Source organism: Streptomyces sp. NPDC097981 (assembly GCF_040302565.1).
GTDB lineage: Bacteria > Actinomycetota > Actinomycetes > Streptomycetales > Streptomycetaceae > Streptomyces.
This window is the reverse complement of sequence record NZ_JBEORW010000038.1, coordinates 25,102-50,553: the sequence shown is the minus strand read 5'-3', so window position 1 is coordinate 50,553 and position 25,452 is coordinate 25,102. Positions and strand designations below refer to the sequence as shown.

Genomic DNA, 25,452 nt, shown 5'->3' with positions numbered 1-25,452 from the left:
TCTCAGCCGGCCGACGCGTCGTCCGGGACCCAGTTCCCGTGGAGGCCGAGCGGGACGCGTACGGGCAGGTGGATACGGGCGACCGGTTCGCCGGTGAAGTCCTGGGCGGCGAGGATCACGAGATCGGCGGCGCCGCGTCCGGGGTCGTGGACGTACGCCATGACGTAGCCGTCGTCCTCGGCCGTGGGCGACTCGGCGGGGACGAACACGCCTTCGCCGACGGCTCCGTACCGGCCGAACTCGTGGGCCTCGGTGCTGCCGCGCAGCAGGTCGTGCTTGAGGAGCGCGCTGCTGAACCCCTCGTCCGGGCGGTGGTCGTCGGGACCCGCGGCCGGCGCGTACAGCTCGACGGCGGCCGCGTACCCGTACCGGTAAGGGCGGCCGGTGTGGCGGGAGTTGATACGGGGGAACTCCTGGATGCGGTCGTCGAGGCGCTCCTCGCGGACCCGGCCGGCGGTGAGATCGACGGTCCAGCGCTCCAGCGTGGGGCGGCTGGTGCCGAAGTCCCTGATGTCGAAGCCCTCGGGGTGGCGGACGACGTCGATGACGAGGTCCGTGCCGTCCTGGTGGGCGTTGAGGGTGTGGCCGACGAGGCCCGGCGCGACCTCGAACCAGCGGACGTCGCCGCCCTCCCGGGGCATCACGCCGACCCGGGCCTGGTGGGTGTCGTCCCAGGTGAAGGGCACGCCGGTGCCGAGGTGGGCGGCGCTGAAGACCACGGGGGAGTCGTAGAGGACGACGTACCGGTCGGTCAGCGCGAAGTCGTGCATGTAGGGGCTGCCGGGAGCCGGGACGGTCGTGACGCGGCGGACGGCGCCGGTGTCGTCCATCACGATGTGCTGGACGGCGTCGGAGCCGTAGCGGAACGCCAGCGAGTGCAGCTCGCGGGTGTGCGGATCGAAGACGGAGTGGGCGTTGGCGGTGTAGCCCTCGGGTGTCCCGCCGAGGTCGCAGGGGCCCACGGTGTCCAGGTCGTAGGTGAGTTCGTACGGTTTCAGCCCGCCCTCGATGAGGGCGAAGGTACGCCCGTTGACCCCGGCGACCTGGACGTTCGGGGCGAAGTCCGTCCGCTCGTCGACGGGGGCGCCGCGGCGCGGCTCGCCGAGCCGGTCGGCGACGGCGGCGGAGCGGCGCGGCTCGCCGAGCCGGTCGGCGACGGCGGCGGAGCGGACCCACCGGTTGCGGTACCACTCGGCGCGGCCGGCGCGGATGCGGACGCCGTGCACCATGCCCTCGCCGAGGGTCCAGAGGTGCGCGGCGGGGTCTTCGACGCCGAGCGGGTTGGGGCCGGTACGCAGGTAGCGGCCGGTGAGGTGGGCGGGGATCCGGCCGGTGACGGGGAGGTCGTGGGCGGTGACTTCCTCGGTCACGGGCGCGAAGCTTCCCGACAGGTAGCGGTTGGTGGTGCGTAAGGGCGTGGTCGTCACTGCTCGGGTGCTCCGTCTGCTGTCGTGGGGCCGGTCTGCGGCCCGCTGAGGAAGGCGTGGCACACCGCGGTCATCAGGGCCGTGTAGCGCCGGTCCGCGGTGTCGGGAGGGAAATGGCCGGCGAGTTCGAGGCTCACCGCGCCGTGGGCGGCGGCCCAGAGGAGCTTGGAGATCTCGTACGCGTCGCCGGGGCGGAAGACGCCCGCGTCGATGCAGGCGGTGACGGCCGCGACGGAGGTGTCGAAGGCGGTCTCGGCGACGGCGAGGGACGCGGCGCTCGGCCGGTAGCCGGGTACGGCCTGCTCGAACATGACGCGGTAGTAGGCGGGCTCGGCGAGGGCGTGCCGGCGGTAGGCGGCGCCGAGCCGGTCGAGGCGGGTCAGCGGGTCGGGGGAGTGGGGCACCTGTTCCTGGGCGCGGCGCAGCCGGGCGAACCCCTCCCGGTACAGGGCGTCGGCGAGCCCTTCCTTGGCGCCGAACATGGTGTAGAGGACCTTGGTCGAGGCGCCGATCTCGGTGGCGATCCGCCGCATGGTCAGCGCGGCGGGGCCGTCGGCGATGAGGAGCCCGATCGCGCAGTCGAGGACGGCGGCGCGCGCCGCTTCCTGGCCGCGCAGCAGGGCGTCCTGGTAGGGGGTGAGTACGGTCATGGGTAACAACGTATCTGCTGGGAAACATTGTTACCACCCTTTCGATTCGGATCCACATGCGCTGACGTCGTCGAGACATGAAACGAGAACCCCCTGGTCACGTCCTTGAACATGTTCAAGGACCTGACCAGGGGGCATCCCGTTTCCGGTTCCACAGCCGATCCGGTAAGGCCGAGCCGCCGGGGACTTCGGCCCGGCCCGCCGCGCTCGCATCTGTCACGCGGCGGACGCTGAGCGGGCGGGGCCGGTGTCCCCGGCGGTTCGGGGATCACGGGGACGGCGGCGCGGGCGGGGCGATCAGGCGGCGCAGGAGCGGGACGAGCGGCTTCTCCACGAGGCGGTACAGCAGCCAGGCGATCAGCACCGCGCCCGCGATCACCCCGAGCAGGGTCGGCCATGCGCCCCACTGCTCGTTCCACCGCCAGATCACCCGTACGCCCAGCGACTGGTGCACGAGGTAGAGCGGGTACGAGATCGCGCCCGCGACCGGCAGCCAGCGCCACTGGATCCGGTCCAGCTTCCCGAGCGCGATCAGGCCCATCAGCACGTACATCGCGGTGATCGCGGCCAGGCAGACCTTCCAGTTGATGCCGTGCCCCTCGCCCTCCATGATCGCCGGGAGCCGGTGCTGCATCAGCAGCCAGGACAGCGCCAGGATGCCCAGGGTCTCCCCCTCGATGCGGCCCGCCCGGCGGATCAGGTAGAAGGCCATGCCGGCGATGAAGAAGGGCGCCCACGCGGGCACCAGGAGCTGGTCCAGCAACCGGATGCCCGACGTGGGTGCCAGGACCGAGCCCAGCGCCCAGAGCCAGCAGAAGTTCGCGACCCGGCGGTGGCTGGTGCCCAGCAGGACGACCAGCGAGAAGATCAGGTAGAAGCGCAGCTCGACCCAGAGCGTCCAGTAGACGTTGTCGATGCCGTTCACGCCGAGGGGTTCCTGCAGCATCGTCAGGTTGGTGAGCATCCGCCCGACGGTGACCCGCTGCTCCCCGGGGGTCTGCGGGCCCAGACGGGCGGCCGCCGAAGCGAGCACGACCGCCGCCCAGTAGAGCGGGAACAGCCTGAGGATCCGGCCCTGCCAGAACTGCTGGAGCGACTTGCCCCAGGCGGACATGCAGATGACGAACCCGCTGATCATGAAGAAGAAGACCACGCCCAGCCAGCCGAACCCGGCGACCCGGTGCAGCGTGGGAAACAGCTCGACCGATGTCCGCTGCCAGGGGATGGTCCCGGTGCCGGCCAGGTAGTGGAACAGGACCACCGACAGCGCCGCGAGCAGCCGCAGACCGTCCAGCACGGCTATGCGCGGCGCCCGCGCGGACCCGGCCCCACCGGCGCCCCTCGGCCACCCCGTCCGGCGGGGCCGGGCGGGGCCGGGGGCCGCCTGCGGGACCTCGGCGGGCTCCGGGACATGGTCCCCGGTGAGGACGAGCCTGTCGGACATGACACCTCTGGAAGTCTTGCGGTGCCCATGACACCGATACGTTTTGGGGGAGATAAGGAGCCCCGCGATGGTATCGGTGCGGTGTGCAACCACAGGCACCCGGGGCCCGCCCGGCAGACGGCCCGTTCGGCCGGATCTGTGGAGCCGTGCGTTCTGGTGCGCGGGCCCCGGGCCACGGCGCCGCGCTCAGCTCGCGGCGTCGCCGAACCACTTCGGCAGCCGGGCGAGCAGGTCCTGCTGGTCTTCGCCGACCCAGGCCACGTGGCCGTCCGGCCGCAGCAGTACCGCGGGCACGTCCAGTTCCTCGCTGACGTCGACGACGTGGTCGACCCGGTCCGCCCAGCCCGCCACCGAGAGCCGGCCGGTCTGGTCGAGCAGCAGGCCGCGGCCGCCGTGCATCAGCCCGTAGAGGCGCCCCCGCTTCAGCTGTACGTCCCGTAGCCGCCGGCCGAGCAGTTCGTGGCCCTCGCCGAAGTCGTAGCGGATCCCGACCGCGGTGATCTTCTCGATCAGGTACCGGTTCACCTCCTCGAAGCCGATCAGCTCCGCCATCAGCCGGCGCACCGCCTGCGCACCCGGCTCGGTGGACATCAGCGCCATCTGCGCGCGGGTGTTGTCCAGTACGTCGGCGGCCACCGGGTGCCGTTCGGCGTGGTAGCTGTCGAGGAGCCCCTCGGGTGCCCAGCCGGCCACCTCGGCGGCCAGCTTCCAGCCGAGGTTGAACGCGTCCTGGACGCCGAGGTTGAGGCCCTGCCCGCCGGTCGGCGGATGGATGTGCGCCGCGTCGCCGGCCAGCAGCACCCGGCCGGCCCGGTAGCGCTCGGCCTGCCGGGTGGCGTCGCCGAAGCGGGAGAGCCAGCGCGGTGAGTGCACGCCGAAGTCGGTGCCGGCGTACGCCCGCAGCTGCTGTTTGAACTCCTCGAAGGTCGGCGCGGCCGTACGGTCCTCGGCCACCCCCTCGGCGGGCACGACGATGCGGTACACCCCGTCCCCTCCGGGGATGGCGCCGAACCGTGTCTGGGTCTTGCGGACCTCGGCCACCACCGCGGCCAGTTCCTCCGGCGACGCGGTCAGTTCCATCTCGCCCAGCAGCGTCTCGACCCTGGAGGGCTCACCGGGAAATCCGACGCCGAGCAGCTTGCGCACCGTGCTGCGGCCGCCGTCGCAGCCGACGAGGTAGCGCGAGCGAAGCCGTGTACCGTCGGCCAGCTCGGCGGTCACCCCGTCCTCGTCCTGGCTCAGCCCGACCAGCTCGCAGCCGCGCCGGATCTCGGCGCCGAGTCCGGTGGCGTGCTCGGTCAGCAGCCGCTCGGTGACCACCTGCGGGATGGACAGGACGTACGAATGCGCGGTGTCCAGCCGGTCCGGCCACTCCTCGCCGATGCCGGCGAAGAAACCGCCGACCGTGAACTTCTCGCCGAGCGGGAGGAACCGCTCCAGCAGACCGCGCTGGTCCATCAGCTCGATGCTGCGCGCGTGCAGGCCGCGCGCACGGGACTGCCTGGGCTGCTCCGTCTCCTTCTCCAGCACGAGCACGTGCACGCCGTGCAGCCGCAGCTCACCGGCCAGCATCAAACCGGTCGGTCCGCCACCGGCAACGATCACGTCGATCATCAAGATCCCCCATTGAACAAGCTTGCATCGTCGGCCTGCTGATCCGCGCGGTCCGGCGGCGCGCACACCCGCTCGCACACCCGCTCGCGTCTTCGCGTCGACTGCACGCAACGGCGCCACGCTTCCCGTCGGCGGTTCGCGTCCGCGGGACCCGTACATGTCCATACGTGCATGTACTTCGCGAAGCCATGGATTTCCGCAGGCACTGGCCTCGGCTGGACATTCTGCGACACGACCAGGGCCTTGCCGCAAGGCCCCTGGTGCGCTATATGTTGAAGAGGGCAAGGAGTGGGTTATCTCCTTGCCTTTGCTTTTGCCGTCCCCGGCACGGGTCTTCGACTCCCGGCTCTGCTGACAGGCGTTGCCGCAGTCGTTGAGCGGCCCGGCAGGCCGACGGAGGCCGGGCCCGATGTGGTCTTCCTGAAGGGCATGAGCACCGTCGGCAGTTGGTTCAGTCGCGGCCGGCTCGGTTCTCCTTCGCGGGCCGGCCGGTCATCGTTTCACTCGTCGGCCGGGCTCCCCAGGACCTCGCGGATGACGTGCCGGGCGTTGGCCGAGATGATCGGATTGGTCGTCCGGTAGTACGGCAGCTGGATGACCGCCATGGACAGGGCCCAGCCCCGGCTGCGGGCCCAGGTCGCGTCGTCCGCGTCCACCGCCTCGCGGTACACCCCCCGCGCCGAGGCGGGCAGCAGGTTCCAGGCCGGGATGAGGTCGGTGGCCGGTTCGCCCATGCCCACGGTGCCGAAGTCGATGACCGCCGAGACGCGGCCGCCGGACAGCAGCAGATTGCTCGGCATGAGGTCGGAGTGCGTCCAGCAGGCCGGGCCCGTCCACCGTGGTGCCGCGAGGGCCTCCTCCCAGGCGGCGGTGATCTGATCGGCGTCGAAGGGTTCGTCGGTGCGGCGCAGCGCCTCGATCGCCGTACGCACATCCCGGTCTTCGGCGATCAGCGGCTCACCGCGGTGCGCGGGCGGACCGCCGGGGAGACCCACCTTGCGCATGGCGACCGCGAACTCCGCGAGATCGCGCGCCACGAGCTCGGACTCGGCCGCGGCCGCGGCCCCGGATCCGGGCTCGGCCCCGGGCTCGGCCAGGCGGCCCTCGACCGGGTTGCGGCCCTCGATCCACCGGTGCACCGCCCAGGCCAGGGGATACCCCTCCTCCGGGGCGGGAGCGCCGGTCGCCACCACCTCCGGGACCGGCAGCGGCAGCAGCGGCGCCAGCCGGGGGAGCAGCCGTGCCTCCACCGCGACCGCCTCGGCGCCGCCGGGGCGCAGCGGCAGACGGACGGTCAGCTCCTCGCCGAGCCGGTAGATCGCGTTGACCGTGCCTCCGGAGGCGAGCCGGCTGATCGGCAGGTCCGCCCACTGCGGGAACTGGGCGCGCAGCAGCCGCCGGACCAGGCCGGCATCGGTCGCGGCTTCGTCCGCGTGCATCCTGCCCATGTCCCCACCCACCAGCCGGCGTTGTCTCGGTTCCGAACCAGGATCGTCGCACGGCCGGACCGCGGCCGGGAGTTCATTTCCGCCGGCCGGCACCTGCCCACCCGCCCACCTGCCCTCCCTATGGCTGCACGGGCACCCAGCAGTCCGGCCCGCCGCCGCGCCAGTCGACGAGGGCCGGGTCCGTGAGGTCGAAGTCCTCGGCGTTCTCCATGCCCGTGGCGGCGAGGAAGACGGTGATGTCGCTGAGCCGGTACGCAGTGCCCAGGCTCTGCCCGTCGCACCGCACCCGGCGCCAGCCCCGGTGGTCGGGGGGATGGACGACGAGGCGGAGAGCCGGTATCGGGGTGTCGTCGTCGGCGTCGTCCGGGAACGCTGCCGCGTCGTGTCCCCGGTCGCCGCCGGGGCAGGCGCTCGTCATGCCGCCCTCGCCCAGTCCCGCGCCGCGCGGGCCCGCGCCCTGCGGCGGAGCTCGACGGGACCGCCCGCCGCACGGCCGGGGCGCGACCAGTACGGATGGACGGAGATCGCGCACGAGAGCGCGATCAGCCGGCGGCGGAGCATGGTCGTGCCGCCTGTTGCGGGGCGTCCGGCCAGTTCCCGGTAGGTACGGAGCCAGTCCGCCTGGAGCCCGATCAGGTCGTCGGGGAAGGAGGTGGTGCACTGCATGCATTAATTCAAGCATGTGTTCGATTTTTGGTGCGAGTGGAGCTCAGGCCAAAGACGGGACGGGTGGAGCCCGATATCGCGCCCGCTGTACCAGTGAGGGCCGTGGCACGGGATACTGGCCGCATGGCTCAGCTCTCGTCCCCGCTCCCACCGGCACCCGTCGGCGAGGTCCTGCGCGAGCGGTACACCAACCGCCTGCCCGCCTCCCTCGACGACCTGGCCGGCCCGACCCGCGGAGTGGTGGAGCTGCCCCTGCACGTCGCCTGGTCCGGTCTGCGCAGGTACGACCTGGACCGGCCCCGCCAGCGGATGAGCCTGTACCGGACCGTCCTGGCCGAGGGCCAGCGCGACGACCTCACCGCACTCCTCGACCGCGACCTGCTGACCGAGCAGTGGCCGGCCCTGCGCACCCTGGTCAGCCGGCACGTCCGGCAGGTCTGGGAAGCACGTTTCCCGCAGCTCACGGCGGCCCGGACGCGGACGACGTCCGCGGCGTGAACCTCAGCGCCCTCCACCGCCGGCTCCTGGCCGACGTGATAGCCATCGGCACCCCGTACCCGCTCGTCATCACCGGCGGGTACGCCGTGCAGGCCCACGGCCTCGTAGACCGCCTCAGCCAGGACCTCGACGTCGCCACCGAGAACCCGGCCCCGATGGCCGACATCACCGCCGACCTGGTCCACGAGCTGGCCGAACGCGGCTGGCAGGTCGCCGTCATCGCCGTCGACCCGCTGTCCGCCCGCCTGATGGTCACCGACCCGGCGGACGGCTCCGAATGCGAAGTCGACATCCTCAAAGAGAACCTCTGGAGCACCCCGGCCCACACCGAGTACGGCCCGGTCCTCGCCCTCGACGACGTCATCGGCACCAAGGTCCGCGCCCTGGCCGACCGCGGCGCGCCCCGCGACCTCATCGACGTACACGCGGCCTCGCACCGGCGCACCACCGCCGAGCTCGAACACCTCGGCCGCCGGCACGGCCGCGACGAGTTCCGCCTCGACGACCTCCGCGACCGCCTCGCCGGCGCCGACTGGTACGACGACGAGGACTTCCTCGCGTACGGCCTCGACCCCACGGCCGTCACCGGCCTCCGTGAGTGGGCCCAGCGCTGGGCGACCGACATCGAGCAGCGCCTCGCCTGCGACACCGGCGACGACCCCGTCTGACGGCGGGCCCGGCGGCCGCTCGCCATGCACCGTGGTGGTGCGTTGACCCGGATCGCTTCGCGGGCATGGCCGCCCGGGTGACCTCTCGGGCAGGCACCCCGCACGTCAGGGCGGGTCTGACGGCCGCCCCTCGGCGCAGGCCCTAGCGTCGGACCATGCACTCGGCGCGCGTGGAGTCGGCGGGCGACACCGTGCCCGGCCTGTCCGCCGGGCGGGTCGCGCTGGCCTGGCTGACGCAGTTCCTGGTGGGCACCGACCTCTTCGTGGTGGCGCCGCTGCTCCCCGACATCGCCACGTCGTTCGACGTCTCCGCGACCGACACCGGCCTGCTGATCACGGCCTTCTCGATCGCGTACGTGGTGGCTTCGCCCTTCGCCGGCTGGATCTCCGACCGCTGGGACCGCGCCGGGGTCCTGGTCGGGGCCCTGGTGCTGTTCTCGGTGGCCAACGCCGGCACCGCACTGGCGCCGGGTTTCGCCCTGTTGCTGGTGTCCCGCGTGGTGGCCGGTATCGCGGCCGCCGCGACCGGTCCCACCGTGTACGCGCTCGTCAGCACCCGTGCGCGGCCCCAGGCTAGGGCGCAGGTGCTGGCCGTGGTGGGATCGGGCCTGCTGACCGCCCTGTGGGTGGGCGCCCCCGCGGGGTTGCTGCTGGGGCGGTACGTGGGCTGGCAGGCCGTCTTCGTCATCCTGGCCGCAGGCACGTTCCTGCTGGCGTTCCCCCATGCGTTGGTCTGGCGTGCCCGGCCGGTCCCGGCAGCCGCCTCCCCGCCGGGGGCGCCGCAGCGGGCCGGACGTCCCGGTACGGGCGTCGCGGTGTCCGCCGTCGCCGTGACGACCCTGTGGGCCTTCTCGGTGTACAGCCTGTACACCTTCCTGGCCATCGCGCTGCACTCCGACGGCAGGGCCACCGCCGTGACATGGCTTCTGGTGGTCTACGGCATCGGGGCCGTCGTCGGCGGGCAGGTCGGCGGCCGTTTCGCGGACCGGGCCGGCGCGGTGCGGGTGACCAGGTCGGTACTGGCGCTGACGGCCGTCCTGGAGGCCGTCGTGGCGCTCGTGTACCCGGTCACGTGGGCGCTGGCCTGCGCGCTGGGCCTGTTCGCGCTGGCCGCGTACGCCTTCTTCCCCGCCCAGCAGCGCCACCTGGTCGACATGTTCCCCGAACGGGCGACCGCCGTGCTGTCCTGGAACAACAGCGCACTGTTCGTCGGCCTGTCCCTGGCCGGCGCCGTCGGCGGACAGATCGTGCACGCCCTGGACTACCAGGCACTGCTGTACATCGGCGCCGCCGTGGCCGTACCGGCGTGCCTCATCGCCCGTGGCCGGGCCCGCGACAGGGAGGTGCAGTCGTGAACGACGTACCCGCTGCCGGTCCGGCCCCCACCGGTGACGGCCGGTACGGGGGCAGGACCTGTCGCGGTGCGGCCGCTCTCATACGGCGCGGGTGCGGGCGGGCAGGTGATCGGCGCTCATCAGGAACACGTCCGGCGAGAAGTCCGGGCCGCCCACCACCAGTCCTCGACCACCCGGCCCCCGACGCGGACGGTCACCACGCCGTCGGCCGATCCGGGCGCCCGTGAACCGTGGCTTCCTCGTTCAGGCCGCCGTCCGGCCGTCGACCGGGATGTCCAGCCGGTCGGCCACTGTGGTGAGGGCCGTCCCGAGGGGGAGCTCGACCCGGGTGACGGCGTGCCGGTCGCCCCGGGTCGCGTCCCGGTTGACGATCAGCACCGGCTTCCCGGCCTGGGCTGCCTGGCGGACGAACCGGAGCCCTGACATCACCGTCAGCGAGGAGCCCAGGACCAGCAGCGAGGCCGCCTCACGGACCAGCTCGCGACAGTGCTCGACCCGGCGCGGCGGAACGGCTTCGCCGAAGAACACCACGTCGGGTTTGAGGATGCCGCCGCAGATCGAGCAGGGCACCACGCGGAAGTCCCCGACCTGTTCCCGGGTGAGGTCGGCGTCACCGTCCGGGTTGAGTCCGGCGGCCACCGGCTCGAAGCCTTCATTGGCCTCCTCCAGCCGCCGAGCCAGTTCGCGGCGCGGGCTGAAGGCTCCGCAGGAGAGGCAGACGACCCGGTCCAGGCTTCCGTGGAGTTCCACGACGCCCTCGCTGCCGGCAGCCTGATGCAGGCCGTCGACGTTCTGGGTGATCACAGCCGAGACCAGGCCGTGGCGCCCGAACGCGGCCACGGCCCGGTGCCCGGCGTTGGGCCGGGCGCGGCCGAAGGTGCGCCAGCCGAGGTGGCTGCGCGCCCAGTACCGCTGCCGCGCCTGGGCGCCGGAGGTGAAGTCCTGGTAGGTCATCGGGGTGTGCCGGAGCAGGCTCCCGCCCTCGCCCCGGTAGTCGGGGATGCCCGACTCCGTGGAGATGCCCGCCCCGCTGAGCACCAGCACACCGCCGGTGCTCAGCGCATCGGCCACCGGCTCCAGATCCTTGGTGCCCGGCGGCAGGTCCTCGGTGGGGGTCCAGTTCAGAGTGGGGCGCATGCGCATGCCGCCAGGGTACGGAACGGGCCTGCCGGCACCAGGGTCGTCTGATCACCATCGTCGTCATCATTCGATCAGTGAAGGGGGGGCGTGTCCGAAGAGCGGCTCGCTCGGCTTCCCCGACCCCGGCCCCGACCCCGGCCACGCGGCCCGGCACCGGACCGCCTCTTCGCCATCGGTGGCACCGACAACGGCGAACACCTCTTCCGGGTCACCGGACTCAGGACAGCCGGCATGCGTGGAACCGGTTGGAGTGGATGTTCCCGAACGACGCGGGGATCCGGGCGATGCCCTGGTCCGGGCGGATGGTCCGACTCCGGCCCCGGTACGCGGTGTTGTTGTACACGGTGACGCACCGGCCCCAGACCTGGCCGTTCCGGTGCCACGTCCCGGCACTGTTCCACACCGACTCGCCGCCGTTGAATCCGACGTACGCGGTCGTCTCCGGATACCGCGGCATGTCCTGCGATCCGGGAGGCCGCAGGCCTCGCGACGGCCTGCGGGGGCTGTTCCACCGCACCTCCGTTCCGCCTTGATCGCACCACCGGACGCCGTGCCCGGTGCCGGCCGTAGCCGCCTGTGACCGGCCGTCGGCGCAGTGGAACCACACCCCTGGCTCCGCCTGGTCCCCCGGACGGAACCAGGCGGGCCCGGCCTTTCAGCGGATCAGGCGTGGACCGGGGCCCAGGAGGTGCACTTGCGCTCGCTGCCCTTCACGACGCACCTTCCACCGGCCAGGTGCATCGGCTACGGGGAGGCCAAGACCGTCCGCGCCGGCCGCGGTGCCGGCTCCGGCGCGAGCAACGGCCCGGGGCGCTGGTCGAAGCGGCCTGTCAGAGCCGGACGATGACGAGGGCGGTGTCGTCGGTCGCGCCTCCGGTCGGGAGGAGCTCCAGCAGGACGGCGTCGGCAAGGCGTTCGGGGACGGCCGCACGGTGTCGGGTGAGGGAGTCGGCGAGGCGGGCGAGGCCGGTGTCGATGTCCTCGCGGCGGCGCTCGATCAGGCCGTCGGTGTAGAGGACGAGGGTGTCGCCCTCGGTGAAAGCGATGGTGGCCTGGGGGCGGGGGACGTGGTCGGGGCGGGCGCCGAGCGGGGGATCGGTGGCCTGGTCGAGGAATTCGACGGTGCCGTCGGTGCGCAGGAGGGCGGGCGGGGGGTGGCCGGCGCTGCTGTAGGCGATGGTGTGGGTGTCCCAGTCGATGCAGGTTTCGACGGCGGTGGTGTTCTCGGCGCCTTCGACGGAGCGGGCGTACAGGCCGAGGACTTCCAGGGCTCGGGCGGGGCCGTCGGCGACACGGGAGGCGGCGCTGAGGGCGCTGCGGAGCAGGCCCATGACGCCGGCGGCGTGCAGGCCGTGACCGACGACGTCGCCGACGGCGACGCCGATGCGGTCGCCGGGCAGGTCGACGAGGTCGTACCAGTCGCCGCAGACGTTGAGGGAGCCGACGGCCGGTCGGTAGCGCACGGCGGCACGGTGATGCCCCACCGGTCCGGGAGTGGGGAGCATCGCTTCCTGGAGGGCGAGGGCCACCTCGCGTTCGCGGGCGTGGGCCATCCGCAGCCGCTCGTTGACTTCCTGCAGTTCCCGGGCGCGGGTGTAGAGCTCGGCCTCCAGCACGCGGGTGTGGCTGCCTTCGGGTCCCCCGCGGGCCCTGATCAGCGCTGTGACCTCCTCCACGCGATGGACCAGCAGCACCACCCGGCCGTCCGGGCCGACGACGGGGGCATTGACCGGGCTCCAGTACCGCTCCTCCCACTCGCCGGGCCGTTCCACGGACTCCACGTCGTAGCGTTGCAGTGCCATGGTGTCCCGTTCGCCGGTGGCGAGCACCCTCTTGAGTGACGCCGCCAGGTTCCGCGCGCCGGTCGCGGAGGCATCGTTCGGGTTGTCGGGAAACACGTCGAACAGGTAGAGGCCCACCAGCTGCTCGCGCGTGCGCCCCGAAAGGCGCGCGAAGTCCTCGTTCACGTCCGCGTACTTGAGGTCGGGAGTCAGGAGCGCGACCATGCCGGGCAGCGCCTGGAACACTGCCGCGTAGTTGATCCCCGCCTCCGCCATGCTGCCTGCCTAGTGCTCGGTACCGTCCCTGATTTCCACGACAGGAGCATCGGTAATGGTGCGGGCAGCCGCGGTGAGGCTCACTGGCAGCGGCATCGGCTTCGCTGAAAAGCACCCCGTTCGGCGCGCGGCCAGGGCCCCGCAGCCGACCTGCCGCCGAAGTTCCGGCCGTGCGCACCGGCAGGGCTCCCGACCCGGAACGGGACGGCGCCCCGGGGCTCCTGGGGGTGCTGGTGAGCATCAACTTGGCTCTGCAGCAAAGAAATTGACTTGCAGTCACGAGTACTGTGTTCTCGCATTGATCGCACACTGACTGGAAGGGAAACCTTTTATGAAGATGAAGCGACTGGCGCAGGTCGGTCTTGCCCTGGCGGCGAGCGTGATCATGGTCGGGGGGATGGAAGGCTCCGCCACCGCGAGCGGGCTCAACGTGAGTGTCAGCAAGAGCTGGGGCACGTCGACGTTCTACCCGGACGGTGACTGGCTCTACATCACCGACCACATCGCCGACGGATACTCGGTGCACGGCAAGATCCAGCAGAGGGTCTGCGCCAATGTCGGCTGTGACGGCTACACGTGGGTGGACCTGCGCACCGGTTGTTACGACACCACCAGCATCGGCGACAACGGCACCGAGATCCGCCAGTGCAACTACGACATCGCCGAAAACGTCCCGGTGCGCGTGTGCGAGGCCCGCTACAGCGGCGGCAGCCGCTACGGCGACTGGTACTGCAGCGACGAGACCAGGTCCTGATCCCGCGCACGCTCTGACCAAGGGGCGGTGCCGGCTGTGCCGAGCCGGCCCGGCCCCGAGCACGAGGACGCACAGCGCGTGGGACTTCCCGTAGTCGGCGGGCGAGTGCGCGTGCGTTCCTCGTCGGCGGGAGCGAGAGGGCGCCCCCCGTCGCGTCGCCCGGGACGACGGCGAGCGGCTGCGCCGCGTACCGGGCCTCCGTCGTACCCGGCCGCGTACGCTCGGCAGTATGCCCCGCTCTTCACGGAAGGCCCGCCGGCTCGTCGCCGACGGGCGTACCTACATGTGGACGGTTCGCCACGGCCACTGCGTGCTGGGAAACGGCGGCTGCCGCAAGACCCTCACGCTGTGCTCTTACCCGTCGGGCACCGGCGGCCTGCTGCGCTTCGTCTTCGATGAGGGTCCCGGTCGGTACGTCGCGGGTTTCACCACGGGGTCGGGGGAGGTGGGGGCCGTTGGTGTCGGCGCCCTCAACCTGCACGAACCGGGCACCGTACGGTTCCTGCTCGACACGGCGGTGGCCCGCGGCTGGGAACCGGGGGAGAGGCGGGAAGTGAAGGTCGACGGCTGGACCTTCCTTGAGGCGGCGGTCGCCGTACGGGGCTGACGCCGCGGCCGCGCCGCTGCCCCGGGTGCGGTACCGCGCGGCCCGGCGCCCCTGCCAATTCCCTGTGACAACGCGGATTCGCGGCCCGGGGAATTAGCTGCGGAAAATGCTCCGCATGTGTGGTGGATCAATGCTTGATTCTGGCTTGATTACTGCCGGAGGTGTGGTCCACGGCGTATTGATCAGGCCAGCCCATTCTCGGTGATCACCACAAGCCGACCAAAACACTCAACTGGCCCGTTTTCGCCGGAAGATGGACACCTCGCGACGTCGTTCGGCAGCCGAATGATAAGAAGCCAGCCATTCTGATGGCCGGATTGCCCCATTCCACTACGAGTTGATCAGCGCCTTTCCGTGATCTTGCCGCTCGCGTCGCATGCCCGATGGCTGGAACGAGGTGCTTAAACCGGCCATCGCTTTAGGGCTGCGTGCTAAAAATCTTCTACAGCCGCTCCCAGGTGCGGAATTCAGTCGAGCCCGACCGGGGGCGGGAATTCATGAAATTCACAGTGGAGGTAAACATGGAGAAGGACTTCGATCTCGATGTCCGCGTGGCCGTTGCCCCGGTCCAGGACACCACGCAGGGCTTCGCAAGCATCGGCAGCACCTGCTGGTCCTGCAACAACGCTTCCTGCGGTTGTCCGATCACGGTCGGCTACCCGACGGTCTGCTGATCACCTGACGGGCATGTGCCCGTACGGAGGAGCTCCCGGTGCCGTCCGGCGCCGGGAGCCTTCCGGGAGGTCCAGGGCTTCCCGGGAAACGGCCGGCGGCCGGCCTCGGCGCGCCGTTCGCAGAGCGATGCCGAGAAATCGTTGTGAATCGGGGGGAGTCCGCGGTGGCGGTGCTGGAATTCGATACGAGGACCGCCGAGGTGGCCCGCGCCATGGCCGACCGGCTGGCGGCGTTCGCGGATGCGGCCGTGGAGACGCCGCACAAGACCGCGGGCCCCGGGGCCGCGGCGCACGGGTCGAGCCTGGCCGACGGCTACCCGGGGATCGCGCTGGCGCTGCTGCACGCCGACAGGACACTGGACGAGCCGAAACTCATCGACGCGGCGCATGCCCTGCTCCGCCGCTGCGCACAGGCCACCGCCGAAGAGCCGCTGTCCGGAGCCGGTCTCTACGCCGGCACCGCGGGTTTCGCCTCCGTCCTGCTCGACTTCGCGGCGTACGACCGCCGCTACCTGCCGTCCCTGCGCCGGATCGCCGACCGGCTCGGCGAACAGATCGTGGCCACGCCCCGTCTGGAGCCCGGGGCGGGCCTGCCCGTCGCCGTCTTCGACGTCATCTCAGGCGCGGCCGGTCAGCTGGCCGCAGCCGCCCGGCTCTGCACGGCCCTGGAGTCCTCGCCCGGCGAACCGATCCGCACCGCGGCCGAGCGGCTGACGGAGTACCTCCTGCGGGTGACCGAGCCGGATGCCCGGCAGCGGCCCGGCTGGTTCACCTCCTCGGACTACTTCCCGGACTATCCGGGGTACGAGGAGCAGGCACCGCACGGGATGTACAACCTGGGCTTCGCCCACGGCCTGCCGGGCATCGTCTCGGCCCTGTGCGCCGCGGCCGCCGCCGGGATCGGCGGTCCGGGCCCGGCCGAACGCCTGGAACAGGCCACGGCCTGGCTGGTCCGGAACCGGCTCAGGGACGATGTGCCCGGCGCCGCCTGGCCGAACCTCCTGCGGGCCGAGGAGGGAACCGGACTGCCCGTCGCCCCGGTCGGCGGGCACGCCGCGCGTGCTGCCTGGTGTTACGGCGCTCCGGGAATCGGCATCGCCCTGCTGAGCGCCTCCAAGGTGCTCGGCGACACCGCTCTTGAGGCGACCGCGGTCGGGGCCCTCCAGCGGGTGGCGGACTGGGCGCCGGCCGAGCGGAACATCTTCTCGCCCAGTCTTTGCCACGGCAACGCCGGACTGCTGGCGGTCTATCAGAGGGCCCACGCGGTCACGGGTTCGGCCTCCTTCCGGGCCATGGCCGAGGACTCGCTGTCGACCGTCCTGTCGCTGGCGGACGAGGCCCTTCCCTACGTGGTGGCGGACGAGCCCCTGCGTGGCGACTTCGTCGACGACCCGGGGTTCCTCAACGGCGCCGCCGGTGTGCTGCTCGCGCTCTGCGGGGCTCTCGCACCGCAGGCGACGGGGTGGGACGAGGTTTTCTTCCTCACCCCCGCCTGACCGAGACCGAGACCGAGACCGAGACCGCGACCGCCCGGCGACGGACACAGAACCGCCGCACCCCGTGACAGCGCTGCACCAGCACAGCTAAGGACTGAGCGTGACCCGTCGGAACGCCGAGATCAGCGACCGCAACCCCGGGAGAGACCGCACCTACGCCGCACGGGACTTCTTCCTGCTCCGCGCGCCGGGCCTGCCGACCCCCGAGATCACGAACCTGCTGGCAGCCGGGGCGGAGCCGGCCGGCGCCGACCCGGCCGACACCGACCCGGCCGGGTGGGAGGCCCGCTATCTGCGCGGTCTGCTGGACCTGTGGGCGAAGCCCGGGGTCCGCTCGGCGATCTCTCTGGCGGCCCCGGACCTGGCCCGCGCCGTGGAGGGCATCGACACCCTCTCGGCCCGGGACCGGCGACGCGCGATGATGAGCCTCGGCCGGTACCTGAACCGGATGAGCATGCGGCCGACCCCGCTGGCCACGGTGGCGGGCGTGGCGGTCGGCGCGTTCCCGGGACCGGCCCCGGCCGCCTCGCCCACCCGGCCCGGCGCCCCCACCGGTACCCGGCTCGGCGTGCCGGCGATCGTCAACGCCGTGGCCAGGCCGGACATGGGCTGGGTGCTGCACCTGTTCAAGTCGGTCACCGACGCCCCGCGGGTCCGTCCCGAACTGGAGCTGCGCACCAACGACCTGATCCACCGGAGCCGGGGCCGGGCCTGGCTGTCCACCGCCGACGCCTACGGCGAGGGATCACGACGCTCGGCCTCGATCCGCTGGTCCCCGGCGGTCCGGCTCGTGCTGGAGTCGGCCCGTACGCCGAAGGCCTTCGGCGAGCTGTACGACGAGCTGACGCAGCGGTATCCGGCAGTCCCCCCGGAGAAGGTCACCGCGCTCCTGGACCAGTTGGTCGAGCTGGCCTTCCTGATCACCGCGCACCGGCCGGTCCTGCTGGAGGGCTCGGAACAGCCATCGCTGTCGGCCCGGTTGGAAACCGCCTGCGACCGCGACGCGGTGGCCGCGCTGGCGTCCGTCGAGGCCGCGGTGGCCGCGTTCAACACCGTCGGCGACGTGGCCGCCCTGGAGGCGCTCCAGGAGGAGATGGCCCCTGCGGCGCGGCAGGTGAGCAAGGACTACGCCGGGCCCCTGCTGCGGATCGACGCCCGGCTGAACGTCCCCGCCCGGCCCGTCCTTCCGGCCGAGGTCCAGACGCTGGCGGAGGACGCCGCCGAGATCCTGACCACCGTGGGCGACGTCTGCCGGTACCCGTTGCGGCTGCGCGACTACGCGACGGCGTTCACCGAGCGCTACGGCGCACAGGCCGAGGTCCCGGTCCTGGAGGTGCTCTCCGAGGAGACGGGGCTGGGCGCGCCGGCCGGTTTCCGGAATCCGCCCCGTTCCTTCGAGTTGCAGCCGACCACCACGCACGACCGGAGCAGGGAGGACCGGGACGCGGTCCTGCACCGGCTCGCCGCCGATGCGATCAGCCGCGGCAGTCTGGAGGTGGTCCTCGACGAGCGGTGGACGGCCGAGCTGCGCAGTTACGACGACCGGCCGCTGAGGCCCGCCATCGACGTACACCTGCAGGTGGCGCCGCCGACCTCTCCGAGGGCCGGGTGGCGCGGGGTGGTCACGGCGGTGGCGTACGGCGGCCGGACGTTCGCCCGGTTCCACGATCTGCTGGGCACGGAGGGGCGCCGGGGGCTGGCGGAGCTGGCCGAGGCGGAGGCCGCGCTGCTGCCCGGAGTGGCGGTGGTGGAGCTCACCTACCTGCCGGAGAAGGCCCGGGCCACGAACGTCGCGGTCCGTCCGGCGGTACGCGCGCTGGAGCTGCCGCTCAACGTGGCGCCGGGGCTGCCCGCCCACCAGGTGATCGCGCTCGAAGACGTGGTCGTGGGCGTGCGCGAAGGACGGCTCTACCTGCACAGCCCGGTCCTCGGGTGCGACCTGCACGTCACCCAGCACACCATGCTCAATCCGCTGATGGCGCCGAACGTCGGCCGCTTCCTGCTCGACGTCTCCTCGGCGGCCTTCCGCGACGTCTCGCCGTTCGACTGGGGCTCCCTGTCGGCCGGCATGCCGTTCCTTCCCCGGGTCACCCGGCGCGACCTGGTGCTGAAGCGCGCGCGCTGGCTGCTGAGCGCCTCCGGACTGCCGGCCGGCTGTACGGGCTCGTCGGCAGCCTTCACCACGGCCGTCGCAGCCTGGCGCGAGCAGTGGAACGTACCGCGCCTCGCCGTCCTCACCCAGGGCGACAACACCATCCTGCTCGACCTGGAGAGCGCCCCCTCACTGGAGGAGCTGCGGCTGGCCGCCGCCCGGGACACGGACTTCGTGCTGCGGATCGAGGAAGCGCTGCCGGGTCCCGAGGACGGCTTCCTCCGGGACGAGGCCGGAGCCCCCTTCGCCGCGGAGGTCGTGGTGCCCGTGCTGCGCCGGCAACAGGCACCGGCGCCCCGGGAGACGGCCGTCGCCCGGCGGCGGGTCACCGACGCCGACCGGCTGCGGCCGGTCGGGGGGCCGTGGGTCTACGCCAAGCTGTACGTGGAGCACGACGCGCAGGACGCCCTCCTGGTGGAGGAGGTGACGCCGCTGGCGCGCTCGCTGGCCGATCGCGGCCTGGCGGGGCACCCGTTCTACCTCCGGTACGGCGATCCCGCCCCGCATCTGCGCTTGCGCTTCCGGGCCACCGATCCGGCCCGCGCCGCCGAGCTGCTGGGCGAGGTGGCGACGTGGGCCCACGGCCTGGTCGTCGAAGGCCGGATCATCGACGTCTCCTTCGAGACGTACCGGCGCGAGATCGAACGCTACGGCGGACCCGACCTGATCGACGCCGCCGAGGAGCTGTTCTGCCAGGACAGCGCCGCGACCCTGGCCCTGCTGCAGCACCTCGCCGCCCCCGCACCGGCGGGCGAGGTCCCGCTGGACCGGGCCGGGCTCACCGTGCTCAGCCTCGAAGCCGTCGGCCGGGTGCTGGTGCCCGACGTCGCCGAACGGCACGAACTGGCACGGAAGATGGCCGGACCGCAGGCCGGCGGTGCGGAGTACCGGGCCGTCGCACGCCGGCTGTGGCAGGGACACACGGCGCCCGGCGGCGAGGCCGCGGTGCTCCGGCAGGTGGACGCCCTCTGGCGGCCCCGGGGCACCGCGTACGCGGCCCGGGCCGCCGAGCTCGAACGGACCTGCGCACTCTGGTCGGACCGAAAGGACGTCCTGCGCAGCCTGTTCCACATGCACAGCAACCGGATGGGCCTGCGGCGTGAGCAGGAGGACGCCGCGTACGGCATGTGGCGGCGGCTGCTCGACCGGGTCGCCGCGACCGGGCACGCCCCGGCGGCGGGGCGGTCCCGGTGAGCCTCCACCCCCACCTCCACCCCCGGCTCCGGCGGCTGGCGGCCGCGCCGCGACCGGGCCTGCTCGTGCTGCGCCAGTCCTGGCGCAGTGACCGTGCCGGAACCGCCCAGGCGGTCCTCGTCTCGCTGCTCGTCGGCATCCTGCCGGCCGGCCAGGTCACCCTCACCGCGGGCTTCGCGACGGCTCTGCTGCACGCGGCGAACAGCTCGCACCCGCAGCTCCGGAACGTGCTGTTCTACCTGGTCCTGCTGGCCCTGCTGGGCCTCGGTTCGCAGCTGCTGACGCTGTTGCAGGGCCGGGCCATGCAGCGCTGTCAGAGCAGGCTGTCGGCCCATCTCTCCGACGAGATCATCAGCCGGGCGAGCCGATTCACGCTCTCCCAGGTGGAGGACCCGAAGATCCAGGACTCGCTGCAACGGGCCGTCCGGGAGGTGGGTTTCCGTCCCGGCATGATGCTCTCCCAGGTGGTGCAGACGGCCACCCAGGTGGTCGCCTTCGGCTCGGTCGGGGTGATCTTGTGGACCCTGGACTTCCGGGTGGCGCTGCTGGCCATGCTCGCCCCGGTCCCGACGGTGGCCGCGCAGATCCTGCAGGGCAAGCGCGCCCACGCGCTGGAGCACGGGCGCTCCGAGCAACGGCGCCGGCTCAACTACTGGCAGCACCTGGCCTCGCAGCCGAACTCGATGAAGGAGGTGCTGGCCTTCCGCCTGGCCCCGGTGGTCCTCACCAACCACCGCCGGCTGCTGGCGGGGATCGTCGGCGCGGATCTGCGGCTGGCCGACCGGAACCTCCGCCTCTCCATCCCGATGGTGATCCTGACCGCGGCACTGACCATCTCCGCACAGGCCACGGCGATCCTGGGCGGCACCGACGCCCGGCACGTGGCGGGGCTGCTGGCGGTGATCCAGGCGATCGGCATGCTGCAGAGCAGCGCGCAGATCCTCTACGGCGCGGTGTCCGGGATGTACGTCAACCAGCTCTACCTCGGCAACGTGAACGAGTTCCTCGCCGTCGAACACACTCCGCTCCCGCAGGGCGAGCTGACCTTCCCGCAGAAGATCAGTGAGGGCATCGAGTTCCGCGACGTGTCGTTCAGCTACCCCGGCAGCGGGCGGCACGCCCTGGAGAACGTCTCGTTCACCCTCAAACCGGGCCAGGTGACGGCGGTCGTCGGCCTGAACGGCGCGGGGAAGTCCACCCTCGGCAAGCTTCTCGGCCGTCTCTACGAGCCGACCGGGGGCTCGATCGCCGTCGACGGCGTCCCGCTCGCCGGCTTCCGGCTGGACAGCCTGCGCGACCGGGTCTCGTACGTCTTCCAGAACTACGTCGAGTACCAGCTTTCGGTCGGGGAGAACATCTCGCTCGGCCTGGTGCACGAGGCCGACCAGGGGGCCGCGCGGGTCGAGGCCGCGGCCCGCGAAGTGGGAATGCACGAGCACATCGCCTCCCTCCCCCAGGGCTACGACACACAGGCCGGGAAGCTGTTCACGGGCGGCGTGGAGTTCTCCGGCGGCCAGTGGCAGCGACTGGCCATCGCCCGGAGCACGGTGCGCTCGGCCAGCGTGCGGGTCATGGACGAGCCGACCGCGGCGCTCGACACCATCACCGAGGCCGAGCTGCTCGACACCCTGACCACCGCTGCCTCCGGCCGGATCTCGCTGCTGATCGCCCACCGCTTCTCATCCGTGCTGCGCGCGGACCGGGTGCTGGTCTTCGACCGCGGCCGGCTCGTCGAGGACGGCGACCACCAGGAGCTGATGAGTCTCGGCGGTCTGTACGCGCGCATGTACGAGGCACAGACCGCCGGCCACGAACCCTCGGCGGGAGCCGGGACGGGAGCCCGATGATGAAACTCACCGCGTTCGACCAGGTCCTGGTCTACGGCGCCACCGGCCCGGCCGGGGCCGCCCGGGAGTCGGTCAGGCTGGCCGCGGCGGCCGAGCACCTGGGGTACGACCGGTTCTGGGTCGCCGAGCACCACGGTGCGACCAGCGGCTGCGGCTCGCCCGAGGTGCTGGTCACCGCTGCCGCGGCAGCGACCGGCACCATCCGCGTGGGCACCGCTTCGGTCCTGCTGCCCCACTACGCGCCCCTGAAGGTGGCGACCACCTTCAACCTGCTGGAACGGCTCTTCCCCGGGCGGATCGACCTCGGCATCGGCCGCGGCCCCGGCGGGGTCGAGTCCGTCGTCAAGCAGCTCGCGGGCCCCGACGAGGCGCCCTATCCGGAGAAGGTCGAGCGCCTCCTGGCCCATGTCTCCGCCGGGACCGACCTGCTGCCCGCGTCCTCTCCGCCCCAGCTGTGGCTGACCGGCGCCGGCCCCGGCGGCGCGCAGCTCGCCGCCCGCCACGGGCTGCCGTTCTGCCTCGCGCAGTTCGCCCACGGCACCGTGCGGCCGGACATCGTCGAGCTGTACCGGGAAAACTTCCGCCCCGGCCCGCTCGGGGCGGCCCCACGCGTCAGCGTCGCTGTCCGGGTGGCCTGCGCGGACGACCCGAAGGACGTCCGGCTCCTGCGCTCCCTCCTCACGCTGGCCGCCGCCCCGACGAGCCGCCGCACCCTTCCGTCCTGGGACGAGCTCCACGCCCTGGAGTCCACCGCCACCTCGCCGGGCGCGGACACGGACGGCATGTCCGTGCTCGCCGGAACCCCCACGGAGGTGGGCGAGAAGCTCGCCGCACTGATCGCCGCCTACTCTCCTGACGAACTCGCGGTCACCACCGCCTGCCCCGACTTCGACCTGCGGGTGCGGACCTTCGAGCTGGTCCGCGCCATGGACCCGGCCGCCACGGCGCTGCCCGTCTAGATGCGGACGGTATGTGTCCGCAAGAGGGTGCACTCTGTGGTTGTCGGCGCACCCGGGCCCCGGAGCAGGGGCGGAGGTGCTTCGGCGTGCCTGACGGCCCTCCGGCCGTCAGGCGTCCCACACCCCCCTTCGACGGAAAGGACGGCCTCGGCGCTTTCGACCGCCGCCGCCCCCCCATGACCATTTCCCGACCGAGGATCACCGACGCGCAGCGGCGCGCCCGCCTCGCCACCGCCCACCTCCTGGCCCCCGCAGCGCGGGCGGCAACGCCCGAGCAGGTCACCGATGCCCTCCTCGCCCTGCACGCCACGGACCCGGCCACCGTCTACCTGGCGGTGGCCGCCCGCATGACCGATCCGGCGCCGGCGCGGCTGGAGCGGGCCCTGTACGAGGAGCGGAGCCTGGTGCGGATGCTGTGCATGCGCCGCACCATGTTCGTGGTGCCCCGCGACCTCGCGCCCGTGGTCGACGCGTCGACCACGAGGACCGTCGCGGCCCGGGAGCGAAAGAACCTCCTGAAAGTGCTGGGGGAGCAGCACGGCCACGGCGAGGACTGGCTGGCCGCCGCCGAGCGGGCCGTGCTCGGAGCTCTGGCCGGCTTCGGCGAAGCCACCGCCGCCGAGCTCTCGGGCGCCGTGCCCGCCCTGCGCACGCAGATCACCCTCTCGCCCGGCAAGCCGTACCAGGCGACACCCCGCATCACCAGCCGGGTGCTCGGGGTGATGGCTGCGCAAGGCCGGATCCGGCGCGGCCGCCCGCTGGGCACCTGGGCGTCCTCGCAGTTCCGCTGGGCGCCGGCCGAGCCCCACCCCGACCTCCCGGCCGACGACGCCCGCGCCGAACTCGCCACCCGCTACCTGCAGTCCTTCGGCCCCTCGACCACCGAGGACGTCAAGTGGTGGACGGGCTGGACCCTCACCGACACCCGCCGGGCCCTGGCCCGTACCGGAGCTGTCGAGGCCGACCTCTCCCACGGGCCCGGCCACGCCCTGCCCGACCAGCTCGATCTGCCCTCCGGGACCGAACCCGCGGCTGCCCTGCTGCCCTCCCTCGACCCCACAGCCATGGGCTGGCGGCACCGTGACTGGTACCTCGACCCCGCCCTCGTTCCCGAACTCTTCGATGCCTTCGGCAATATCGGCCCCACCATCTGGTGGGACGGCCGTATCGTCGGCGGCTGGGCCCAGCGTCCGGACGGCGAGATCGCGACCCGGCTGCAGGCGCCCGCGGGCCGCACCCGTGAGGCCCGGGAAGCGATCGCCGCCGAGGCGGCCCGCCTGGCCTCCTTCCTCGGCGGGATCCGCATCCGGCCCAGCATGCGCACTCCCCTCGAACGCCGCCTGTCCGACGGCTGCTGACTTCGACTCGGGGCGGACCGGCGCCGAAGGCACGTCGGTGCTGCGGGCAGATACGCGGGGAAGCGGACGGCGGGGAGCGCGAGCCGTCATCCTGGCCACCGTGGTGAGCATGGAGGGCCGCTCGGCGAACAGGGTGCCGATCTTTCGGCCGCTCGTCCCGGTTGGGTGACCCGGGTCACACCTGGCTCCTGTCAGCAATCGGGGCGCCGTCCCGTTCAAGGGGCACCTGAACGAGACAGGAGCAACGCCATGAAGCACCGCATCGTCGTCCTCGGCGCCGGATACGCCGGGGCCTTCGCCGCCGGAAACCTGGCCCGCCGGCTTTCGCCCGCCGACATCGAGATCACCGTCGTCAACGCCGTGCCCGACTTCGTCGAGCGGATGCGCCTCCACCAGCTCGCGACCGGCCAGGACTTCGCGGTCCGCAAGCTCGCCGACGTGTTCGCCGGCACCGGGGTGCGGCTGCGCCTGGCGCGCGTCACCGGCGTCGACCCCGAGCGCAGGACCGTCGCCGTGACCGGCGAAGACAGCGACGGCGAACTCGAGTACGACACCCTTCTCTACGCGCTCGGCAGCTCCGTCGCCCACCAAGGCGTCCCTGGCGTGGCCGAGTACGCCTTCGATGTGGCCGGCCGGTCCTCGGCGCTGCGTCTGCGCGAGCACCTGGCCGGCCTGCGCGAGGGCGCCGCCGTGCTGGTCGTCGGTGAGGGGCTGACCGGGATCGAGACCGCCACCGAGTTCGCCGAGTCCCGGCCCGACCTCTCGGTCGCACTCGCCGCCCGCGGCGAGCCGGGCGCCTGGCTCTCCCCGAAAGCCCGCCGTCACCTGCGCCAGGCCTTCGACCGGCTCGGCATCACCGTCCACGAGCACACCCGCATCGAAGCCGTCGAGCAGACACGGGCGATCGCCGCCGACGGTACGTCCATCCCGGCCGACGTGACCGTGTGGTCGGCCGGGTTCGCGGTGCACCCCATCGCGGCCGCCGGCGGCCTGGAGGTCGCCGAGACCGGCCAGATCGTCGTCGACCGGACCATGCGGTCGGTCTCGCACCCGGACGTCTACGCCGCCGGTGACTGCGCCTACGCGATCGGCGAGAACGGCCGGCCGCTGCCGATGTCCTGCGCCACGGCCGGCTTCACCAACATGCAGGCGACCGCCGCGATCATCGCGCGCCTGACAGGCAACGAGGTCCCGGCCACCGGGCTGAAGTACTACGGCAACCACATCAGCCTCGGGCGGCGGGACGCGATCTTCCAGATGGTGGACGGGGACGTCCGGTCGAAGTCCTGGTACCTGGGCGGCCGGACCGCCGCCCGGCTCAAGTCGGGCGTGCTCAAGGGGGCAGGGTGGGGCATCGACCACCCGACCTTCGGCATGCCGAAGCGAAAGCGCCGCCTTGCCACCGCGCCCGACCAGGCCGGTGTGAGGGCCGCCTAGGCTGTTG

General features: G+C 72.4%; 22 protein-coding genes. 12 read left to right on the top strand and 10 right to left on the bottom strand.

The features are described from left to right. Positions 1–2: 2 nt before the first annotated feature. From ABTY04_RS30000 to ABTY04_RS29970, 7 genes are all read right to left on the bottom strand, one after another. Positions 3–1,427 (bottom strand): carotenoid oxygenase family protein, encoded by a 1,425-nt coding sequence (locus ABTY04_RS30000; protein ID WP_352216550.1) that lies wholly within the window; start codon positions 1,425–1,427, stop codon positions 3–5. Then, positions 1,424–2,077, bottom strand: coding sequence for a TetR/AcrR family transcriptional regulator (locus ABTY04_RS29995; RefSeq protein ID WP_352216549.1), 654 nt, complete (start codon positions 2,075–2,077; stop codon positions 1,424–1,426). The genes ABTY04_RS30000 and ABTY04_RS29995 overlap by 4 nt, the downstream gene beginning before the upstream one ends. A 268-nt stretch (positions 2,078–2,345) precedes the next feature. Then, positions 2,346–3,521, bottom strand: coding sequence for an acyltransferase family protein (locus ABTY04_RS29990; RefSeq protein ID WP_352216548.1), 1,176 nt, complete (start codon positions 3,519–3,521; stop codon positions 2,346–2,348). A gap of 186 nt (positions 3,522–3,707) precedes the next feature. Next, entirely contained in the window at positions 3,708–5,135 is a 1,428-nt protein-coding gene (gene rox / locus ABTY04_RS29985; RefSeq protein WP_352216547.1) for a rifampin monooxygenase, read from the bottom strand. A 500-nt stretch (positions 5,136–5,635) separates the two neighbouring features. After that, positions 5,636–6,574 carry an aminoglycoside phosphotransferase family protein gene (locus ABTY04_RS29980; protein ID WP_352216568.1) on the bottom strand — a complete coding sequence of 313 codons (939 nt, stop codon included), beginning with the start codon at positions 6,572–6,574 and terminating at the stop codon, positions 5,636–5,638. A gap of 127 nt (positions 6,575–6,701) precedes the next feature. Continuing rightward, positions 6,702–7,001, bottom strand: a complete 300-nt coding sequence (locus tag ABTY04_RS29975; RefSeq protein WP_352216546.1) for a hypothetical protein — start codon at positions 6,999–7,001, stop codon at positions 6,702–6,704. Further along, complete coding sequence (locus ABTY04_RS29970) at positions 6,998–7,249, bottom strand: DUF8825 domain-containing protein (RefSeq protein WP_352216545.1); 252 nt, start codon at positions 7,247–7,249, stop codon at positions 6,998–7,000. The genes ABTY04_RS29975 and ABTY04_RS29970 overlap by 4 nt, the downstream gene beginning before the upstream one ends. 123 nt (positions 7,250–7,372) lie before the next feature. On the opposite strand from ABTY04_RS29970, the gene ABTY04_RS29965 reads away from it, so the two are divergent. From ABTY04_RS29965 to ABTY04_RS29955, 3 genes are all read left to right on the top strand, one after another. After that, positions 7,373–7,747 carry a hypothetical protein gene (locus ABTY04_RS29965; protein WP_352216544.1) on the top strand — a complete coding sequence of 125 codons (375 nt, stop codon included), beginning with the start codon at positions 7,373–7,375 and terminating at the stop codon, positions 7,745–7,747. Then, entirely contained in the window at positions 7,744–8,415 is a 672-nt protein-coding gene (locus tag ABTY04_RS29960; protein ID WP_352216543.1) for a nucleotidyl transferase AbiEii/AbiGii toxin family protein, read from the top strand. The genes ABTY04_RS29965 and ABTY04_RS29960 overlap by 4 nt, the downstream gene beginning before the upstream one ends. Positions 8,416–8,570: 155 nt before the next feature. Beyond that, entirely contained in the window at positions 8,571–9,770 is a 1,200-nt protein-coding gene (locus ABTY04_RS29955) for an MFS transporter (protein WP_352216542.1), read from the top strand. A gap of 243 nt (positions 9,771–10,013) precedes the next feature. Here the strand turns inward: ABTY04_RS29955 and ABTY04_RS29950 are convergent, their stop codons facing one another. The 3 genes from ABTY04_RS29950 to ABTY04_RS29940 form a co-directional block, all read right to left on the bottom strand. Continuing rightward, the gene (locus ABTY04_RS29950) at positions 10,014–10,913 is read right to left on the bottom strand and encodes an NAD-dependent protein deacetylase (RefSeq protein ID WP_352216541.1); all 900 of its coding nucleotides are present in this window, start codon (positions 10,911–10,913) and stop codon (positions 10,014–10,016) included. Positions 10,914–11,127: 214 nt separating this feature from the next. Further along, positions 11,128–11,367: a hypothetical protein gene (locus ABTY04_RS29945; RefSeq protein ID WP_352216540.1), complete on the bottom strand. Its 240-nt coding sequence runs from the start codon at positions 11,365–11,367 to the stop codon at positions 11,128–11,130. A 373-nt stretch (positions 11,368–11,740) separates the two neighbouring features. Continuing rightward, complete coding sequence (locus tag ABTY04_RS29940) at positions 11,741–12,967, bottom strand: PP2C family protein-serine/threonine phosphatase (protein ID WP_352216539.1); 1,227 nt, start codon at positions 12,965–12,967, stop codon at positions 11,741–11,743. Positions 12,968–13,298: 331 nt separating this feature from the next. On the opposite strand from ABTY04_RS29940, the gene ABTY04_RS29935 reads away from it, so the two are divergent. The 9 genes from ABTY04_RS29935 to ABTY04_RS29895 all read left to right on the top strand — a co-directional run bounded on the left by ABTY04_RS29935 (position 13,299) and on the right by ABTY04_RS29895 (position 25,445). After that, positions 13,299–13,721: a hypothetical protein gene (locus tag ABTY04_RS29935; RefSeq protein WP_352216538.1), complete on the top strand. Its 423-nt coding sequence runs from the start codon at positions 13,299–13,301 to the stop codon at positions 13,719–13,721. Between the two features lie 229 nt (positions 13,722–13,950). Further along, the gene (locus tag ABTY04_RS29930; RefSeq protein WP_352216537.1) at positions 13,951–14,328 is read left to right on the top strand and encodes a hypothetical protein; all 378 of its coding nucleotides are present in this window, start codon (positions 13,951–13,953) and stop codon (positions 14,326–14,328) included. A 521-nt stretch (positions 14,329–14,849) separates the two neighbouring features. Beyond that, entirely contained in the window at positions 14,850–15,002 is a 153-nt protein-coding gene (locus ABTY04_RS29925) for an FDLD family class I lanthipeptide (RefSeq protein ID WP_352216536.1), read from the top strand. Positions 15,003–15,166: 164 nt separating this feature from the next. Next, on the top strand, positions 15,167–16,498 hold the full coding sequence (locus ABTY04_RS29920; protein ID WP_352216535.1) for a lanthionine synthetase C family protein: 1,332 nt from the start codon (positions 15,167–15,169) through the stop codon (positions 16,496–16,498). A gap of 100 nt (positions 16,499–16,598) precedes the next feature. Next, positions 16,599–19,844 carry a lantibiotic dehydratase gene (locus tag ABTY04_RS29915; protein ID WP_352216534.1) on the top strand — a complete coding sequence of 1,082 codons (3,246 nt, stop codon included), beginning with the start codon at positions 16,599–16,601 and terminating at the stop codon, positions 19,842–19,844. Continuing rightward, entirely contained in the window at positions 19,841–21,691 is a 1,851-nt protein-coding gene (locus ABTY04_RS29910) for an ABC transporter ATP-binding protein (protein WP_352216533.1), read from the top strand. The genes ABTY04_RS29915 and ABTY04_RS29910 overlap by 4 nt, the downstream gene beginning before the upstream one ends. Next, the gene (locus tag ABTY04_RS29905; RefSeq protein ID WP_352216532.1) at positions 21,688–22,650 is read left to right on the top strand and encodes an MsnO8 family LLM class oxidoreductase; all 963 of its coding nucleotides are present in this window, start codon (positions 21,688–21,690) and stop codon (positions 22,648–22,650) included. The genes ABTY04_RS29910 and ABTY04_RS29905 overlap by 4 nt, the downstream gene beginning before the upstream one ends. Positions 22,651–22,826: 176 nt before the next feature. Next, positions 22,827–24,008, top strand: a complete 1,182-nt coding sequence (locus tag ABTY04_RS29900) for a winged helix DNA-binding domain-containing protein (protein ID WP_352216531.1) — start codon at positions 22,827–22,829, stop codon at positions 24,006–24,008. Positions 24,009–24,257: 249 nt separating this feature from the next. After that, the gene (locus ABTY04_RS29895) at positions 24,258–25,445 is read left to right on the top strand and encodes an NAD(P)/FAD-dependent oxidoreductase (RefSeq protein WP_352216530.1); all 1,188 of its coding nucleotides are present in this window, start codon (positions 24,258–24,260) and stop codon (positions 25,443–25,445) included. Positions 25,446–25,452: the final 7 nt, after the last annotated feature.